The sequence below is a fragment of the Hymenobacter psoromatis genome (assembly GCA_001596155.1).
Taxonomy (GTDB): Bacteria; Bacteroidota; Bacteroidia; order Cytophagales; family Hymenobacteraceae; genus Hymenobacter.
Map to the genome: position 1 here is coordinate 3,819,932 of CP014771.1, position 17,299 is coordinate 3,837,230.

The following is a 17,299-nucleotide window of genomic DNA, read 5'->3' on the forward strand; positions in this document are numbered from 1 at the left end:
CCCGACAGCCCTATAGCTGAAAGATAACCGGCAACTGCATCTTTTGCTTTATCGGCCGGCCCTGGTAGAGGGCGGGCTCCCACTTGGGAGCCGCTTTAATGAGGCGCACGGCTTCCTCATCCATGCCCGAGCCGTGCTTTTGCAGCACCCGCACATCGGTGAGCGAGCCGTCGGGCTGCACCGTGAATTCCACCGGCACTTTGGCCTGCATGTGGCGCTTGCGGGCCAGGTCGGGATACTTCTGGTTGGCCGCAATCCAGGAGAAAAACGCCACATTGCCGCCCACCGGCTGCGCCGATTTTTCGGGCCGGATGATGGCCGCCCCGTTGGCCGTGGTGCCGATGACCGAGGTGGTGCCGGGCGCGGCCGCCTCGGTGCCGGGGGGTAGGGGCTGGGTCGAAGCCGTGAGGTTGGCGGGCACTTCCACCGTCTCGCCCGAGCCGGGGGCCAGCACGAAGCTCACCGGGGCCGTCACGCGCTGGCGAACCGCCACGCCGTGCTGGTGCGCGGGCGTCCAGCGCGGCGACGACTTAATGACCCGCACCGCCTCGGCATCGAGCAGCGGGGCCACCGGCTGCACCACTTTCACCTCACTCACGTAGCCGCTTTTTTCCACCACGAAGCTCACCTTCACCGTGCCTTCCTGCTTGGCTTGCAGGGCGGCGGTGGGGTATTTCTGGTGCGTTTCCAGGTACTGGGCGTAGCCGGCGGGGCCGCCCTTAGGCACGGCCGGCTGCTCCACGGCGTCGTAAATCTGGTTGGCATCGGGCGTGGGATACTTGAGCTTGGCGGGCTTCTGGGCGAGGGCCGGGGTGGCGGCCAGCGCCAGCAGCACCAGGAAACGGGAGGTAAGCATAGAAGAAGAAGGGAAGAAGCGAAGCGATAACAAAATTGCGGCCCAAACGCGGAGGATAGGGAGCGAACCAGCCCGATGACGGGCTTTTCTTTGTAGAACGCTCTTTTAGCTCGTTGACTTATGTATGTTCGTGAAAACCTGCGGGCTCGGTTTGTGTGGCAGCAATACGGCTGGAAACCCCTGCTCATCTTCGCCACCTACGATGCGCTGGTGTGCCTGCTCTACGGGCCGCTCAACGTGCATTGGCTGGACATTCCGTGGCAGCCGGTGGCGTTGCTGGGGGTAGCCGTAGCCTTTTACATCGGTTTTAAGAATAATGGTTCCTACGACCGCTTCTGGGAGGGCCGCCAGCTCTGGGGAGCCATCGTGAATGCGTCGCGGGTCTGGACCCTGCAAACGTTCGATTTCGTGCGCGGTTTTTCGGGGGCCTACCCCCCCGCCACGGCCGAGCTGCCCGCCACCCACCGCCGGCTGGTGTACCGGCACCTAGCCTGGTGCAACGCCCTGCGCCTGCACCTGCGCCGCCAAACCGCCGAAGACTGGGATGCCGAGGTAGCACCTTTCCTCTTCGATGCGGCCGAAATTAATCTCCACACTACCGCCAACCCGCCCGCCCACCTGCTGCGCTGCCAGAGCCGCGAGCTGCTGAGCCTGCACGAGCAGGGCCTGCTCACCGAGTTCCGGCACGTGGAGATGATGCGCACCATTCAGGATTTATTCAACTCGCAGGGCGGGTGTGAGCGCATCAAAAATACGCCTTTCCCGCGGCAATACGCCTTTTTCAGCTACTTATTCATCTGGATTTTCGCCGCCCTGCTGCCCCTGGGCCTGGTCGAGGAGTTCGACCGCCGGGTGGCGCTCGGCCCCCACCACGTCTGGCTCGTGGTGCCTTTCGCGGCCGTCGTGAGTTGGGTTTATAACACCATTGAGCGGGTAGGGCACCGCAGCGAGGACCCCTTCGACAACCTCGAAAACGACGTGCCCATCACAGCCATCTGCCGCAGCATCGAGATTGACCTGCGCCAGCTGCTGGGCGAAGACCACCTGCCCCCGCCCACGCAGCCCGTGGAAGATGTGCTGTATTAGTGACTAATGACGATAGGACTTACGCAAAGAATTGTTTTTTCAGCCCCAGCGGGGCGTTAACCATTTTGCGCAGGTTCTAAACAAGTGACCAATGGCAAGTGAAAAGTGCCGAATGACGCGCATCAAGTAAAGCGGGGCTTTGCGCGTCATTAGGCAGTAGTCCTTAAATTTAAAGGGTACCTTTGTGGTCTTATGTTAGGTGGAATAAAGTATAAATATCCCCGGCCGATTTCCGCGTTTGGCCGCTTCGTGCTCTTGATGCAGAGCATGGTGACGCGACCCGAGCGCCGGCAGGTTATCTGGGAGCGCACGCTCGAAGAGGCGGTGGATATTGGAGCGGGCTCGGTGTTTATCGTGGGGCTGGTGGCCACCTTCATCGGGGCCGTCACCTGCGTGCAGATTGCCTACAACATGGTCAATCCGCTCATCCCGATGAGCACGGTGGGCTTCATGGTGCGCGAAATGACCATTCTGGAGCTGGCCCCCACCATTATTTCCATCGTGCTGGCGGGTAAAGTGGGTTCGGCCATCGCGGGCAGCCTGGGCACGATGCGCATCACGGAGCAGATTTCGGCCATCGACGCGATGGGCATCAACTCGGCCTCCTACCTGGTGCTGCCGCGGGTGCTGGCCTCGCTCTTCGTGTTTCCGCTGCTCGTCATTCTGGCCATGAACCTGAGCATTCTGGGCGGCTACATCGCCACCCAGCTATCGGGGGCCATGCCGGGGGCCGATTACATTGAGGGCATTCGCTACTCGTTTAAGCCCTACACGGTGGTATTTTCGCTGATTAAGTCAGTTGTATTTGCCTTTCTGGTGTCGGCCATCTCCTCGTATAAGGGCTACACGCTGCGCGGCGGTGCCCTCGAAGTGGGCAAAGCCAGCACGGCAGCCGTCACCAATTCGATTATCTCCATTCTGCTGGCCGACTACGCGCTGGCCAGCTTGCTGCTGTGAGCTGCTGGTCGTTAAAACAATAGACCATCTCCATGCGCCGCCTGACGGATTTTTTCTTCAGCCAGCAATTCTCAGATGGGTTGCGCACCACGCTGGCCGTGGCGTTGCCGGCGCTGGCCGGCCTGTGGCTGGGGCAGCTGGACGCGGGCATCACGGCCGCCATCGGGGCGCTTTGCTTGAGTATTACCGACACGTCGGGGCCGCTCCAGCACCGGCGCAACGGGCTGCTGGCGGCGCTGGGGCTGGTGTTCGTGGGCGCGCTGCTCATGGGAATACTGGCGCCCTACCGGCTGGCGCTGGGGGTGGTCATCGTGGCGCTGAGCTTTGGGCTGACGATGCTGCTGGTGTGGGGCGCGCGGGCCGGGGCGGTGGGCTCGGCCACGCTGCTGGGCATGGTGCTCACGCTGGCCCACCCGCCCGCCGACGGCCCCACGGGCCTGCGCCATGCCGCGCTGCTGGCGCTGGGCGGCACCTGGTATTTGCTGCTGGCGCTGCTGCAAGGCCGGGTGCGACCCTACCGGGCGGCGCAGCAGGCGCTGGGCGAGTGCCTGCACGCCGTGGCGGAGTTTCTCCAGCGCAAGGCGGCGTTTTACAACGCAGGCACTGACCTGGAGGACGACTACCGCCGCCTGGTGGCCCAGCAGGTGGTGGTGAACGAGAAGCAGGAAGCCGTGCGCGACCTGCTTTTTCGCACCCGCCAGATTGTGAGCGAAAGCACCAGCACCAGCCGCCGCCTGGTGCTCACCTTCACCGAGACAGTGGACCTGTATGAGCATATCGCGGCGGGCTACTACGACTACGCGGCCCTGCGCGCGGCCTTCGGCCACACGGGCGTGCTGGCCGAAATGCAGGCCCTGCTAAGTCGCCTCGCCACCGACCTGCATTACCTGGGCAGCGCCATCCTGGCCAACCGCGCCCACGGCAGCCCGCCGCCCGACCGCCTGCCCGAGCTGGCGCGCCTGCAAGCCCGCATCGCCGCCCTACCCCCCGATATTGGCCCGAGTACGCTGGTGTTGAAGAAAATCCTGCTCAACCTGCGCGACGTGAGCCGGCGCGTGGGCAGCCTCCGGCGCTACTTCGACGAGGCGCAGGCCGCCGCCCTACCCCCCGACGCCGGCCGGGTGGCCAGCCACGCGCAGTTCGTGGCCCGCCAGGAGTTGCAGTGGCGCGCTTTCGGCCAAAACCTGACGCTGGGCTCATCGGTGTTTCGGCACGCCGTGCGCATGGCGGTGGCCTGCGCCGTGGCCTTCGCCGTGGCCGAGTTGCTCTGGCACGGCGCGCACAACTACTGGATTCTGATGACCGTGACCTTCATGCTTAAGCCCGGCTTCAGCCTCACCCGCGAGCGCAACACGCAGCGCATCGTGGGCACGCTGCTGGGCGGCGCGCTGGGCGTGCTGGTGCTGTGGGCGGTGCCCAATGGCAATGTGCGCTTCGGGCTGCTGCTGGGCTTTATGGTGGTGGCGTATTCGTTTCAGCGCACCAGATACCTCATCACGGTGGTGTTCCTCACGGCTTATCTGCTGATTTTATTCAGCTTTTTGGGGCTGGGTTATTTGGGGGTCGTGCAGGAGCGCCTGACCGATACGGTGCTGGGCTGCGCCATCGCGCTGGCCACGGCCTACCTGTTGTTTCCGCGCTGGGAGGGCCAGCAACTGCCCGACCTGCTAGCCGCCACCCTGCGCGCCAACCTCGCCTACCTGCGCCAGCTGGCCGAGCGCCTGGCCGGCCGGCCGGTGCCGCCCACCACCTACCGCCTGCTGCGCAAAGACGTGTACGTGGCCTCGGCCAACCTGGCGGCGGCCTTCCAGCGCATGCTTTCGGAGCCGCGCCGCACCCGCCGCCGCCCCACCGAAGTCCATCAGTTCGTGGTGCTGAACCACATTCTTTCGGCTAATATCTCGGCCCTCACCACTGGCTGGGAAGAAGCCGGCCCCGCCGCCGCCCTACCCCCCACCAGCCGCCGTGCCCTGGTGCGCGCCGAAGCCGCCCTCAGCCGCAGCCTGGCCTGCCTGACCGCCGCCGCGCCCGCCCCTACCCCCCCGCCGCCACCCGATGCGGTTGAGTCCGCCGAAGCTCCCGAAGTCGCTGGCCCGCTGGCCGAGCAGCTGGCTTTCTTACAAAAAGTGAGCGCCGACCTGAGCCGCGTGACCGAGGCTTTGGCGATGAATTAGAAATAGGCCGTCAAATTTTTAATTCTTACTTCAACACCAGCGCTAGGTAAGCGCCACCTTAACAAACCTTCGCTAACGGCGTTCTCACTGCAACCCACTCGCCGCTTCGTGAAACACCTGGTACTCCGCGACAGCGCCCGGCTGCGCTACGCTACTTTTTTTTACCTGTATGTGATGCAGGGCATCCCGGCGGGCTTCGCCCTCACGGCGATGTATAACTACCTGGTTGGCCACGGCTTGTCGGCGGCGGCGGTGGGCTCGTTCGCGGCCATCGTGGGGCTGCCCTGGACGTTCCAGTTCGTGTGGGGGCCGCTGATTGATAAATATCAGTATTCCATTATCGGCCACCGCAAGCAGTGGGTGGTACTCACGCAATTGGTGGCCATGCTGGCCTCGCTTTCGCTGCTGCTGGTGCATGACCCGGTGCGGGAATTGTCGCTGCTGGGGGCCGTGTTTTTCACCCACAGCGTGTTCGCCTCCATCCAGGATGCCAGCGTGGACGCCATTGCCATCTCGCTGGTGCCGGTGGCCGAGCGCGGGCGGGTGAACGCGTTCATGCGGGGCGGTTTTTTGCTGGGCTCGGCGGCGGGCGGGGCGGGGCTGGCCTACGTGCTGGGCCACGGCGGCTTCGGGCGAGCGGCACTCACGCAGTCGCTGGTGCTGCTGGCCTTCACGGCGCTCACGTTTTTCATCAAGCTGGAACGCACCGACCGCCTGCTGCCGCGCCTGGGCCGCCACGACCGCCCCGCCCTGGCCGACGACGAGGAAAACCCGTCGCTGGCCTGGCTTTTCAAAGAACTGTGGCACAGCATGTTGGAGAAACATAGTCTGCGCGCTTTCGGCATTATTTTCGGCAGCTACCTGGCTGGCTCGCTCTTCGCCAATGCGTATTCATTTCACCTCATCCGTAATTTGCACTGGGCTTACACGGAGGTTTCTATTCTGCAAGGGAGTTGGGGGAGCCTGGCCGCGTTTGTGGTGTTGCTGGGCGGCGGCGTGTTGGTGGACCGCCTGGGCACCAGCCGCTTGCAGCGCTGGGTGCTGGTGGGGCTGGCGGGGTTTCTGCTGCTGTTCTGTTCCCTGTCGCCATTCTGGGTGAATAAAACCGTCAGCTTTTCGGGCCTGGTAGTGCTCAACCTGGCCGACCCGCTGCTGAGTGTGGCCGCCATGCCGCTGCTCATGGCCTACTGTCGCCCCAAAATCGAGGGCTCGCAGTTCACGACCTACATGGCACTGGTCAACCTCTGCACCGTGAGCGCGAGCTACCTCAACGGGCAGCTGCTCAAAATCACGACCGCGCCCATCATCGGCCTGGGCTGCGGCGGGCTGCTGCTAGCGCTGCTGGCGGCGTTGCACCGCTACCGCCCCACGCCCGAGCGGGCGCTGGCCAACGCGTGAAGTAGGGTGCGGGGCAAGCCCCGCACCCTACTTGGTGTACTTTGGTTTATATCTCCGTGGCATCGTAGTAAGAATAAACGTGATAAAACCCAGGCCCGCGCGACGAGCCGGACCACCGTTTACACGTTGCCGCCGCGAGGCGCGTTAAAGTGGGGTTAAGCTGGCCGGGTAGGGTAGGGGCCTTATCTTCGGCCGTTTCCCTTCTTCTTTCGCATGCGTCACGTCGCCGATATTCCGTATCCGCAAGTCAAAATCACCCTGCTCGCCTGGAATGGCAAGTACCTGCTCAAGCTGGAACAAGGCCCGCTGGAGCAGACCTATAAAGTGGCCGAGCTGGACCTGAGCGGCATCGTGCCGCCCGACGTGGAGATTCGGCAGCTGCTCGATGAGGAGTTTCTGACCGCCGTTGTGGCCCGCTTTCAGCTCATGCAGCAGGACCTGCGCGCCGCCTTCGCCCGCCACGACCTGCGCTGATTCCCTACCCCCACCTTCTTTCCCTTGCCATGCTAAAATTTTGTATACTAGTGCTGCTGACTTGTTTGCCGGGTTTAGTCGCCGCCCAAACTGACCTCTACCTGGTGAAAAACGGCCAGCTACCCTACGCCGGCCGCACGCAGCAGAGCGTGAACGTAGTGATAGAAAGCCCGGTAAATGATGCGCGCAACTTTTTTCAGTCCTTTATGAAGGATAATTACCGGATGTCGTTTAAGGGCGGGCTGGGCGGCTTGCTGGGTAAAAACAGCATCCTGTCGGTGAAGCAGGTGCCGGGCACGGCCATCGCGAGCCGGCCCGTGGACCTATATACTGCCTTCACGTCCCTCACCGACTCAACCACGGAGGTGGCGCTGTTTGGCGGCTTCGGCGAAAAGACGTTCTTCTCGCCCGACCTTACTTCCGTGGAGTTTAAGCGCATGCAGGCCATGCTGGAGCGCTTCGCGCCCGCCGCCCGCGCCAATGCCTACCGCCAGCAGGTGGCGGTGGCCGAGGCCAAAGTGGTCGCCATCGACAAGGAAAAGGACAAGCTGAACAAGGCCATGCAGTCGGCCCGCGACAACACGACCGCCAACCTGAAGCGCATCGACGAGCTGCTGCGCCAAAACCAGAACAACGCCCAGCTGCTGCGCCAGGATAGTACCCAGCTCGTGGGCAACGCCCAGCTGCGCGAGGTCAGCCAGGCTCAGCTCGAACACCGCCGCGAACGGCTGACCAACGTAGAACGCAAATAACCCATTCGCCCCGTCGCCGCTGCCCCATGAGCCCGTCCGATGCCCATTCGTCGCTCGCTGCCCTGCGGCAGCTCCAAGAACTGCTGGACGCGGGCACCATCACGCCCGCCGAGTTTGAAACGCTGAAGCGCCAGCTCATCTTTGGCAATGAGCCGCCCGCGCCGCCTACCCCCCCCTCGGTCGCCGAAGGGGTGCCTACGGTTCTGATTCCCAACCCAGCCGGCTACATTAACCTGAGCCCGGAAATACCAGTCGCCCCTACCCCCCCGCCGCCGGTCAGCCCCGACTGGCTGGCCGCCGTCGCGCCGGGCCTACCCCTCATTGACGAAGCCGGCCTGCCGCCGCTCGCCGAGCGCCGCAATCCGCTCAACATCGTGTTTGTGGTGGGCGGAATACTCGTGCTGCTGGGCATTGTGCTTTTCCTGTTTATCGACCGCCCCAAAACCCCCGATGAGCACCTGACCAGCGCCAGCCAAACCGCCGCCGACTCAGTGGCCACCGTGCCTGAAGTGGGCCCGCAGGCCGAGCAGATAACCCTACCTCCCGTTGCCGCGCCCGAAACCATTCGGGTGGCTCCCGTGGTGCGGCCCGTGCCGGTGGCTCGTCCGCTCAGCGCCGATTCGGCAGCCACACCAGCGCCGGCCGCCGCCGCGCCGGCAAGCAAAGCACCAGCCCCGGCCGCTGTAAAGCCCGCGGCCACGCCCGCGCCGAATGATTCAACCACCAAGACGCCGTAGCCGTGCGGCCGTGCTTTCTGCGTTGGGTCCTGTTGGGCAGTAGTCTGTTGACAGTCAGTTTTTTAAGCGGCTGCGTCACTCTCCTCAAACCTATTCATAAATTTTCGGTTGGGAACGCTGGCCCCGCGCCCGACTACGCCGACTCGGCTGCCTGGGCCGCGCTGCCGGGCCACTACACGGCCGCGCAGCTCCGTCCGCCCGGCCTGCCGCGCCCCGCGCCTACCCCCGCCGACACGGTGGCCGATGTGTTCTACGTGCACCCGACCACGTATTTCTGGAAGCTGGGCTATTGGAACGCGCCGTTGCGCCTGAAGCGCTTGCGGCGCTTCACGGCTCGCACCTGCCTGCGCAACCAGGCCAGCCTGTTCTACGACGCGGGCCGGCTCTACGCGCCGCGCTACCGGCAGGCCACGCTCTACGCTTTTTTTGCCCCTAAGCACGTCAATAGCAAGCCCGCCCTCGACCTGGCGTATGCCGATGTGAAGGCTTCGTTTTTGTATTACCTGGCGCACTACAACCACGGCCGGCCATTCATCCTGGCCGGCCATAGCCAGGGCACTACCCACCTCGCGCACCTGCTGCACGAGTTGGTGGACGACAACCCGCAGCTGCGTAAGCAATTGATTGCAGCCTACTTAATCGGCCGTAAAATAAAACCCAACGAATATCAGCACCTGCCTGCCCTGCGCGACTCGCTCCAGACCGGCGGCATCATCGCCTGGAACACTGTTTCGCGTGGCACCGAGTTTCCGCCTTATCGCGGCCTGCTCGTCACCAACCCGCTCACCTGGACGCTCGACTCGGCCGCCGCGCCCGCCAGCCTCAACCGCGGCGGCGTGCCACTCACTTTCAACCGAATCGACCCGCACGTGACCGGCGCGCAGGCACACCACGGCCTGCTTTGGGCCAGCCCTACCCACCCCGCGGGCTACAAGCACCTGCACATCCCCGGCGAGTCGGAGTTGCGCGCCTCGTACCACTTGGTCGATTATAATTTTTTCTACCTCAACATGCGCGAGAACGCGCGGGCCAGGGTGCGGGCGTGGCAATCAACTCATAGATAGTTTTAATTCAAACACGTTGCGGTAGTGAGAAAGCTGCGTATTAGGATTGCGCTGATTAAATGCGTCAATACCAACCCAAAATGTTACTTCGTCAAAATCAATGAAATTATTCGCAGAAGCTAGGGCGTGAGGACAATAACGCCGGTTAATATATCTTTGTTGTTAATTTCTGATTTATGCGCCGTCACGAAGTTTCCGATGCCACTTGGGCCTTGGTCGCCCCTCACCTTTCCGGCAAAGCCACCGATTGTGGCGTGACGGCTACAGATAATCGCTTGTTTTTCAACGCTGTACTCTGGATTGCGCGTACCGGCTGTCCGTGGGCCGACTTGCCTGAACGCTTTGGCAAGACCAATTCCGTTTGCAAACGCTTTCGCCGATTAGCCCAAAAAGGGGTCTGGCTCCGCTTATTTGAGGCCGTCAAAACGCCGGATTTGGACTGGGTCATGCTCGATTCGACAGTCGTGCGGGCCCACCAGCATTCGGCTGGCCAAAAAAAAGCGACCCCGTTACCGAGTGCCTGGGCCGCAGCCGGGGCGGCATCGGCACCAAAATCCACGGCTGCGTCGACGCCTTAGGCAACGCCGTGCGCCTGATAGCCACTGAAGGCCAGGCCGGTGATAGCCCGCAGGCCCTGCCACTACTGGCGGACTTGGCACCGGGTAAAGTACTGGCTGACACGGCTTATGATAGCGATGAAACCCGCGCTTATTGCGCCCAACAGGGCATCGAGGCGGTCATTCCGAACCGTCCCAACCGACTGGAGCCAGCCTCGATAGACGAAGAAACCTACCGCGACCGCAACAAAATAGAGCGGTTTTTCGGTCGCCTCAAGCAATACCGACGACTGGCAACGCGCTATGAAAAAACCGTTGTTTCGTTTCTGGCTTTTTGGCATATGGCAGCAGCCATAGATTGGCTTCGATAATTGTCCTCACGCTCTAGAGCCGAAGTTGTGCAATTGGTAAGCTGTTGGCCCCGCAAAGCGTCCAATTCTTATAGCCTGCTCATCGTCAGTTAGTGGTAATGGAACAGTTCGTATATCAAGTAAGAACTGGTACACGATGGTACGATAAGCAGCTTTACGTTTGTTGTCCATGCCGCAAATAAAAAGCCCGCTGGCACAATACCAGCGGGCTTTCTCATTTTAAAGCAAATTAACTCAGCAATTACGCGCCGATTGCTACGCGCTTGAACGCTTCTACCGTCATGCCTTTCGACGTTTTGTCGAGTAGCTGGGCAATGGTCATCGAGTTGTCCTTTACGAATTCCTGGTTCAGCAAAGTGTTGTCTTTGTAGAACTTGTTGAGCTTGCCCTGGGCGATTTTCTCCAGCATAGCTTCGGGCTTGCCTTCGGCGCGCGCCTGCTCTTTGCCGATTTCGATTTCGCGCTCTACTGTGCCAGCGTCCACCCCGTCTTTGTCAACGGCAACGGGCTTCATAGCCACGATTTGCATAGCTACGTCGCGGCCAATGGCGGCCGTGTCGGCGCTACCCACGTTTTTCAGGCCCACGAGCACGCCCTTTTTGTTGTCCGAGTGGATGTACGAAGCCACTTTCTCGGCGTGCAGGGTAGCGTAGGTGAGGTCGAGTTTCTCACCGATTTTGCCGGTAAGCTCAGTGATGTGCTCCTGCACGGTGCGGCCGTCCGACTCCTTGGCGGCCAGCAGGTCTTCCTTGGTTTCGGCTTTGGTAGCCACCGCAGCGTACAGAATCTGCTGCACCAGGTTGCGGAAGTCGGCCACTTTGGCTACCGACTCAGTTTCGCAGGCCAGGGCCACCAGGCGGCCGGTTTTGGCATCGTCGCTCACGCTGACCATAACCAGGCCTTCCGACGTAGCATTGTCGGCGCGCTTGTCAGCGATTTTCTGACCCTGCTTGCGCAGAATGTCGCGGGCGGCTTCGAAGTCGCCATCGGCTTCGGTCAGGGCTTTTTTGCAATCCATCATGCCCGCGCCAGTCATGGTGCGGAGCTTATTTACGTCTGCGGCGGTGATAGCGGCCATTTGGAGAGGAGTTGTAAAACGCAGTGGCACTGCGTTTAATCGTGTTTGATAAAACAAAAGTCGTTTAATCGGGAACGGAGTGCCACTCCGTTCTACAAGCAAAAATGAAAAAGGGAACCGCCAAGCACTTGCCTCGACCGTTCCCTTTTTCGTCAAGCTTTAAAAGCAGCTTAGGCTTCGGTATCAGCTTCGGTTTTTTCGGCAATGGCTGCCTCATCGGCTTCCTTGCGGTCGGCATCTTCTTTGTCAACCTTGCGCTCCGACAGGCCATCTTCGATAGCCTTGCCAATCACGTTCATGATGAGCTGAATCGACTTCGAGGCGTCGTCGTTGGCCGGAATCGGGAACTGCACCAACTCAGGATTCGAGTTCGTATCCACGATGGCGAAAACCGGGATGCCCAATTTCTGAGCTTCTTTCACGGCAATATGCTCACGCTTCACGTCCACTACGAACAGGGCGGCGGGTAGGCGGCTCAGTTCGGCGATGCCGCCCATTACGCGCTCTAATTTGTCACGCTCGCGCGACATCATGAGCTTCTCGCGCTTGGCCAGTGCGGCGTAGGCGGTGTTTTCTTTTACCATCTTGTCGATGGTACTCATCTTCTTCAGCGACTTGCGGATGGTGGCGAAGTTCGTCAGCATCCCGCCCAGCCAGCGGTCAGTAACATAGGGCATCTTGAGGCGAACGGCCTCAGTCTGCACAATTTCCTGCGCCTGCTTTTTGGTAGCCACGAACATGATTTTGCGGCCGCTCTTCGCGATGTTGCGAATAGCATTGGCAGCGTAATCCAGCGAAGCCAGCGTCTTGTTCAGGTCAATGATATGGATGCCGTTCTTCTCCATGAAGATATACGGCGCCATTTTCGGGTCCCACTTGCGCGTGAGGTGGCCAAAATGGGCACCCGCGTCAAGCAGCTCTTTATAAGTGGTGGACTGAGCCATGATACTACTACGGTTAAACGATTAGCGCTTAGAGAACTGGAACGAGCGGCGAGCCTTGCGCTTGCCGAACTTCTTCCGCTCGACCATGCGGGGGTCGCGGGTCATAAAACCTTCCTTGCGGAGGGCCGGCTTAACTTCCGCGTTGTCGCTCACCAGTGCTTTCGAGATGGCGAGGCGGATAGCCTCGGCCTGGCCGGCGATGCCGCCGCCGCTCACGTTCACCTTGATGTCGTACTGGCCCACCTGCTCAAGGGTAGCCAGCGGCTGGTTCACGATGTTCTCCAACAGCTCGTTGGCGAAGTAGGACTTCATGTCCCGGTCATTGATAGTGATATTCCCTTGCCCGGCCTGCATGTAAATGCGGGCCACCGAGGTTTTTCTTCTACCAGAAGTGTTAGTAGTTGCCATTTAGTGGAAAAATATGCGACCAAAAGCGGTCGTAAAGACAATGATTTACAGATTCTTCAGCTCGTAAGGCTGCGGCTGCTGAGCCTCGTGGGGATGCTCGGTGCCAGCGTACACGTACATATTGCGGTACTGGGCAGCGCCCAGGCGGTTGCCTTGCAACATGCCTTTCACAGCGTGCTCGATGGCCTTGCGCGAATCGCGGTTCATCTGCTCGCGCAGGGTGCGTTGCTTCTGGCCGCCGGGATAGCCCGAGTGCGAGATATAGAGTTTTTCTTCCATCTTCTTGCCCGTAACACGCAGCTTGTCAGCATTGATAACGATAACGTTATCACCGCAATCGGAGTTCGGAGTGAAGGAAGGCTTGTGCTTGCCACGCAACAGGTTGGCAATTTGGCTGCACACGCGGCCCAGCGGGGCCACGCTGGCGTCTACGATAACCCAGTTTTTCTGGGCGTTGGCCTTGTTGACGTGGGTCGTCTTGAAGCTCAGGTGGTCCATATGGATGGTAAAAAATTACCGGCTAAACAATTGACAATAAGCCCCAAGCCGGACGGGCTTAGGGAAAAACGGACACAAAGGTACTATTTTTCTGGCAGATTACCAAACCAGGAGCCGAAGTTTTGCAGGGTAACCGCGTAGCTCCCTACCCCCCTTAACTCGGAAAAAGCTGCTTCTACTGGTACTCCCGCAGCGTTTCGACTAATACCCGAAAATCTTTGGGGTAAGGCGCTTCTACCTTAATGGGCGTGCCATCCAAGCCCGCGAAGCCGAGCTCTTTCGCGTGCAGGGCGAAGCGCTTGATGAACGGCTGCTCAGTTTCGCCGTCCTTGAGGTTGAACTTCTTCTTGAGTGAAGACAGGAAGAAATCCGCGCCGCCGTAGAGCGTATCGCCCACGATGGGCGTCTCCACGTAGGCCAGGTGCAGGCGAATCTGGTGCATGCGGCCGGTTACGGGCTCGGCCTGCACGAGGGCGTGGCGGGCAAAGGTTTCGAGGGTCGTGAAGCGCGTTTCGGCGGGCTTGCCCTTGAAGGCCAGGCGGGCTTTGCCGCTCTTGGTGGTTTCGATGTTGCGCTCCACGATAAACTTATCGAGCGGCGGCGCGCCCCAGGTCACGGCGTGGTACACCTTGTTCACCTCGCGGTTTTCAAACTGCATCGAGATGTGGCGGTAGGCCTCGGGGTGCTTGGCCAGCACCAGCGCGCCGCTGGTGTCGCGGTCGAGGCGGTGGCCCACCTGGGCATCGTCGGCGTATTCGCGGGCCAGTCGCAATAGGCTGGCGGCCACGCCAATGCGCTCATCGAGGGTAGAGAGAAACGGCGGCTTGTTGACGACAATGTAATCGTCGTTCTCAAACAAAATGAGGTCTTTGAACTTAGGTGGCTTCATGCGAGCCACGAAGGTACGAAGGGGGTAGGGGAGTGTAGGGTAGGCTTCAGCTTACTGGGAGGGGGTAGGGTAAGCTTGCTGGGCGGCAGCGTATCCCAAAACGACAAGCTAAATCTTACCCTACACTTCCCTACCCCCTCCCGGCAAGCTGAAGCTTACCGCACGTTCTCGTGGCCCTTTATCTCCTTTGGCTTGGGCAGCTTGAATTCCAGCGTTGTGCCTTCATTCAATACGCTCTTAATGTGGATGGTAGATTTATGCGCCTCCACGATGTGCTTGCTGATGGCCAGGCCCAGGCCTGAGCCGCCCGCCGCGCGTGACCGGCTCTTATCGACGCGGTAGAAGCGCTCGAAGATGCGCGCCTGGTGCTCGGGCGCAATGCCGGCACCGTTGTCGCGCACGGCCACGCGCACGCCGTTGCGGCCCGGCGTGAGGGATACGACCACGTGGCCGTTGTGCTCGCGGCCGTACTTTATCGCGTTGTCTATCAGGTTGGTTAATACCTGGCGAATGCGGTTGCGGTCGGCAATGACCGGCAGCTCCTTTTCGGCCAGGTGCGGCGGAAACAGCTCCAGCGTCGTGCCGCGCCGCTCGGCGTGCTGCTCCAGCAGCTCAAACAGCTCCTGCACCAGCGCCACGAGGTCGAAGCGCTGGCGGCGCATCCGAATGACGCCTTTTTCGAGCTGCGAAATGGTAACGAGGTCCTTCACCAGCGCGTCGAGCGCATCGAGGCTGGCGGCCGCGCGCCGCAAAAACTTGCGCCGGATGGTCGGGTCCATGCCGCCGGTTTCCGCTCCGTCCTCCTCCTCATCCAGGATGGTGTGCACGAAGCCCTGGGCGGCAAAAAGCGGCGTTTTCAGCTCGTGCGACACGTCGGCCAGAAACTCGCGGCGCAGGGCTTGCAGGCGTTTCAGCTCGTCGAGTTCCTGCTGGCGGCGCTCAGCCATCTGCACTATCTCATCGCCGATGCGCTGGAGCGGTTCGGGGCGAAATAAAAACTTGTTGCTCAGCTTTTTAAATTCCTTGCGCTTAATGTGCTCCAGGCGCGAGTAGATGCCGTTTATCTCCCGAAAAATCAGGGCCTCAAACGATAAATACACCAGTAGAAAGCACGCCGCCACCGTAATGCCCGCCGCCAGAAACGCCTGGTGCGTGGGCAAGCCAGGAGTCACGTAGGCAAACGTGGTGAGGACCCCCGCCACCACGAGCGCAATGAGAACGGCAATGGTGCGGGAAGAAAGATTCATGCGCAGATGAGATAAGCGGACGCCAGATGAGCATGACGTTCGAATGGCAGGCAATGGTTGTTAGTCGGCGTTGAATTTATACCCTACCCCCTTGATGGTCTGGATGTGGTGGTCGCCGACTTTTTCGCGCACTTTGCGCACGTGCACATCCACGGTGCGGGCCAGCACGAACACGTCGTTGCCCCAGATATTTTGCAGCAGCTCGTCGCGGCTGAACACCTTATGCGGGGCGGCGGCCAGGAACGCCAGCAGCTCAAACTCCTTCTTGGGGAGTGTGATTTTGCGGCCGTCCTGGTACACGGCGAAGCCAGTGCGGTCGATGCGCAGGCCATTAATATCGATGGCCTCCACGCCGGCGTGCGGGTCCTGGTCGCGGCGCACGATGGCGGCCAAGCGGCTCAGCAACGCGCGGGGCTTGATGGGCTTGGCTAGAAAATCGTCGGCACCAGCCTCAAAAGCAGCTACTTCCGAAAATTCCTCGGCGCGGGCCGTGAGGAAGAGAATGTAGGTGTCCTTAAACTTGGGCTGCTCGCGCAGGATGCGGCAGGTAGCGATGCCATCGAGGTGCGGCATCATCACATCGAGCAGAATGATGTCGGGACTGAATTCCTGGGCCACGGCCAGCGCCTGGCGGCCGTCGCCGGCTGAGGCCGTGAGGTAACCTTCCTTTTTGAGGTTGAACTCCAGCAGCTCCACGATGTCGGGGTCGTCATCGACAACCAGAATCTTGTAGGCAGCGGTTTTGGCTTGCGCTGACCGTTGATTGGCGGGGATAGCCACGGCGGGAGTGCGAGAGGGATAAGGACTTTCGCGCCACAAAATTACCTAACCCGTCGCGGCACGCATGTTACGTTTGTGTGACGTGAAATGCGCCGAGCAATTAGGCTTGAAAATCAATAATTTACCGAGCCAGGTTCAGCCGGTGTTTCAGGCCTTCATACTTATACATATCCACTTTCACGGAGCCCACGAACAGCTCGGCCTGAAAGAGCACCGGGATTTTGTTGCGGTCGTCGGAGAGGTATATCTTGATGGCTTCTTCGCCGCGAAAGATGCGGTTGGTAGGCATTTTGGGCACCAACTTCAGCACGTGGATGGGGCCGGCCCTGGTTTCGATTACCTCCCTACCCCGGAAAACAACGTCCATGTTGAACGTCGATTCGTCGAAGAAGCCGCCCATGTGGATAATCTCGCCGGGCTTCATGCGCTCGTAGCTGAGGGTGCGCAGGTAGTAGAAACCGCTCACCAGCTCCTGCACGTTGTTGGGCACCTTAAAGGTGTAGCGAATGGGCTCTTTGGTGTGGGTCTGGAGCACGTTCACGATGGCGTGTTCCTGGTCAAAATCAACCACTTCCTTCTTGCGATACGAGCTTTCCTCAATATCGCGCGAGGAGCGCAGCGGCAAAATGCTGGCCGTGTCGATGTAGGAGCGCCACTGGTCGCGCACGTGCAGAAAGAATTCGAACGAGCCGGTAGTGCGGCCGCTCACGGTGGCCTTGTAGCAGGGCCGCCCCGCCACACGCTCCAGCGAGCCGGAGGTTTCGACGGTGGCCTCGGCCGCGTTCAGCACCCCATAATGCACCTTATAGCGAATGGTTTCGCCGGCCTGGAAGCTGGCGTTGGGCCAGAGCCGCACCGGCTCCGCGGAGCCGGAGGGTTGGGTCCAGGCGCCGCACAGCAAGAGTAACGAAGCAAGCAGCCAGCGACGGGGCATAGGGTAGGAAACTAGCAAACGGCAGTAGCGCGGGTGCAAACGCAGTGCCAGCGCGTAAAAATACGTAACGGGTCATGCCTTCGGCTTGCCGCCCA

General features: G+C 60.8%; 18 protein-coding genes. 8 read left to right on the forward strand and 10 right to left on the reverse strand.

Going from position 1 to position 17,299, the window contains the following annotated elements:
* Nucleotides 1–10 precede the first annotated feature (10 nt).
* Nucleotides 11–856 carry a hypothetical protein gene (locus tag A0257_16395; protein ID AMR28517.1) on the reverse strand — a complete coding sequence of 282 codons (846 nt, stop codon included), beginning with the start codon at nt 854–856 and terminating at the stop codon, nt 11–13.
* 120 nt (nt 857–976) lie between these two features.
* Between A0257_16395 and A0257_16400 the strand changes: the two genes are divergently transcribed.
* The 8 genes from A0257_16400 to A0257_16435 all read left to right on the forward strand — a co-directional run bounded on the left by A0257_16400 (nt 977) and on the right by A0257_16435 (nt 9,498).
* Nucleotides 977–1,942 (forward strand): hypothetical protein, encoded by a 966-nt coding sequence (locus A0257_16400; GenBank protein AMR28518.1) that lies wholly within the window; start codon nt 977–979, stop codon nt 1,940–1,942.
* A gap of 228 nt (nt 1,943–2,170) precedes the next feature.
* Nucleotides 2,171–2,899: an ABC transporter permease gene (locus A0257_16405; GenBank protein ID AMR29810.1), complete on the forward strand. Its 729-nt coding sequence runs from the start codon at nt 2,171–2,173 to the stop codon at nt 2,897–2,899.
* Nucleotides 2,900–2,931: 32 nt separating this feature from the next.
* Nucleotides 2,932–5,073: a hypothetical protein gene (locus A0257_16410; protein AMR28519.1), complete on the forward strand. Its 2,142-nt coding sequence runs from the start codon at nt 2,932–2,934 to the stop codon at nt 5,071–5,073.
* Nucleotides 5,074–5,214: 141 nt separating this feature from the next.
* Complete coding sequence (locus tag A0257_16415; protein AMR29811.1) at nt 5,215–6,471, forward strand: hypothetical protein; 1,257 nt, start codon at nt 5,215–5,217, stop codon at nt 6,469–6,471.
* Between the two features lie 213 nt (nt 6,472–6,684).
* Nucleotides 6,685–6,945 carry a hypothetical protein gene (locus tag A0257_16420; GenBank protein ID AMR28520.1) on the forward strand — a complete coding sequence of 87 codons (261 nt, stop codon included), beginning with the start codon at nt 6,685–6,687 and terminating at the stop codon, nt 6,943–6,945.
* Between the two features lie 65 nt (nt 6,946–7,010).
* Nucleotides 7,011–7,697 carry a hypothetical protein gene (locus tag A0257_16425; protein AMR28521.1) on the forward strand — a complete coding sequence of 229 codons (687 nt, stop codon included), beginning with the start codon at nt 7,011–7,013 and terminating at the stop codon, nt 7,695–7,697.
* A gap of 26 nt (nt 7,698–7,723) precedes the next feature.
* Nucleotides 7,724–8,434, forward strand: a complete 711-nt coding sequence (locus A0257_16430) for a hypothetical protein (GenBank protein AMR28522.1) — start codon at nt 7,724–7,726, stop codon at nt 8,432–8,434.
* Between the two features lie 47 nt (nt 8,435–8,481).
* A complete protein-coding gene (locus A0257_16435; protein AMR28523.1) occupies nt 8,482–9,498 on the forward strand; it encodes a hypothetical protein in 1,017 nt (338 codons plus the stop codon).
* A gap of 640 nt (nt 9,499–10,138) precedes the next feature.
* On the opposite strand, the gene A0257_16440 is transcribed toward A0257_16435, so the two are convergent.
* The 9 genes from A0257_16440 to A0257_16480 form a co-directional block, all read right to left on the reverse strand.
* Nucleotides 10,139–10,336 (reverse strand): hypothetical protein, encoded by a 198-nt coding sequence (locus tag A0257_16440; GenBank protein AMR28524.1) that lies wholly within the window; start codon nt 10,334–10,336, stop codon nt 10,139–10,141.
* Nucleotides 10,337–10,667: 331 nt separating this feature from the next.
* Nucleotides 10,668–11,504, reverse strand: coding sequence for an elongation factor Ts (locus A0257_16445; GenBank protein AMR28525.1), 837 nt, complete (start codon nt 11,502–11,504; stop codon nt 10,668–10,670).
* 170 nt (nt 11,505–11,674) lie between these two features.
* Nucleotides 11,675–12,448 (reverse strand): 30S ribosomal protein S2, encoded by a 774-nt coding sequence (locus A0257_16450; GenBank protein AMR28526.1) that lies wholly within the window; start codon nt 12,446–12,448, stop codon nt 11,675–11,677.
* Between the two features lie 21 nt (nt 12,449–12,469).
* Nucleotides 12,470–12,856 carry a 30S ribosomal protein S9 gene (locus tag A0257_16455; protein ID AMR28527.1) on the reverse strand — a complete coding sequence of 129 codons (387 nt, stop codon included), beginning with the start codon at nt 12,854–12,856 and terminating at the stop codon, nt 12,470–12,472.
* A gap of 45 nt (nt 12,857–12,901) precedes the next feature.
* Nucleotides 12,902–13,354, reverse strand: a complete 453-nt coding sequence (locus A0257_16460) for a 50S ribosomal protein L13 (GenBank protein ID AMR28528.1) — start codon at nt 13,352–13,354, stop codon at nt 12,902–12,904.
* Between the two features lie 175 nt (nt 13,355–13,529).
* Entirely contained in the window at nt 13,530–14,243 is a 714-nt protein-coding gene (locus tag A0257_16465; GenBank protein AMR28529.1) for an RNA pseudouridine synthase, read from the reverse strand.
* A gap of 155 nt (nt 14,244–14,398) precedes the next feature.
* Nucleotides 14,399–15,490, reverse strand: a complete 1,092-nt coding sequence (locus A0257_16470) for a two-component sensor histidine kinase (GenBank protein AMR28530.1) — start codon at nt 15,488–15,490, stop codon at nt 14,399–14,401.
* 60 nt (nt 15,491–15,550) lie between these two features.
* Nucleotides 15,551–16,264 carry a DNA-binding response regulator gene (locus A0257_16475; GenBank protein ID AMR29812.1) on the reverse strand — a complete coding sequence of 238 codons (714 nt, stop codon included), beginning with the start codon at nt 16,262–16,264 and terminating at the stop codon, nt 15,551–15,553.
* Between the two features lie 127 nt (nt 16,265–16,391).
* A complete protein-coding gene (locus A0257_16480; protein AMR28531.1) occupies nt 16,392–17,204 on the reverse strand; it encodes an ATP-dependent exodnase (exonuclease V) alpha subunit - helicase superfamily I member in 813 nt (270 codons plus the stop codon).
* Between the last annotated feature and the right edge of the window lie 95 nt (nt 17,205–17,299).

What these genes read in the sequence shown, in the direction of transcription:
- A0257_16395 (AMR28517.1), bottom strand. Translation starts at nt 856, where the DNA reads ATGCTTACCTCCCGTTTCCTGGTGCTGCTGGCGCTGGCCGCCACCCCG.
- A0257_16400 (AMR28518.1), top strand. Translation starts at nt 977, where the DNA reads ATGTATGTTCGTGAAAACCTGCGGGCTCGGTTTGTGTGGCAGCAATAC.
- A0257_16410 (AMR28519.1), top strand. Translation starts at nt 2,932, where the DNA reads ATGCGCCGCCTGACGGATTTTTTCTTCAGCCAGCAATTCTCAGATGGG.
- A0257_16420 (AMR28520.1), top strand. Translation starts at nt 6,685, where the DNA reads ATGCGTCACGTCGCCGATATTCCGTATCCGCAAGTCAAAATCACCCTG.
- A0257_16430 (AMR28522.1), top strand. Translation starts at nt 7,724, where the DNA reads ATGAGCCCGTCCGATGCCCATTCGTCGCTCGCTGCCCTGCGGCAGCTC.
- A0257_16445 (AMR28525.1), bottom strand. Translation starts at nt 11,504, where the DNA reads ATGGCCGCTATCACCGCCGCAGACGTAAATAAGCTCCGCACCATGACT.
- A0257_16450 (AMR28526.1), bottom strand. Translation starts at nt 12,448, where the DNA reads ATGGCTCAGTCCACCACTTATAAAGAGCTGCTTGACGCGGGTGCCCAT.
- A0257_16455 (AMR28527.1), bottom strand. Translation starts at nt 12,856, where the DNA reads ATGGCAACTACTAACACTTCTGGTAGAAGAAAAACCTCGGTGGCCCGC.
- A0257_16460 (AMR28528.1), bottom strand. Translation starts at nt 13,354, where the DNA reads ATGGACCACCTGAGCTTCAAGACGACCCACGTCAACAAGGCCAACGCC.
- A0257_16465 (AMR28529.1), bottom strand. Translation starts at nt 14,243, where the DNA reads ATGAAGCCACCTAAGTTCAAAGACCTCATTTTGTTTGAGAACGACGAT.
- A0257_16470 (AMR28530.1), bottom strand. Translation starts at nt 15,490, where the DNA reads ATGAATCTTTCTTCCCGCACCATTGCCGTTCTCATTGCGCTCGTGGTG.
- A0257_16480 (AMR28531.1), bottom strand. Translation starts at nt 17,204, where the DNA reads ATGCCCCGTCGCTGGCTGCTTGCTTCGTTACTCTTGCTGTGCGGCGCC.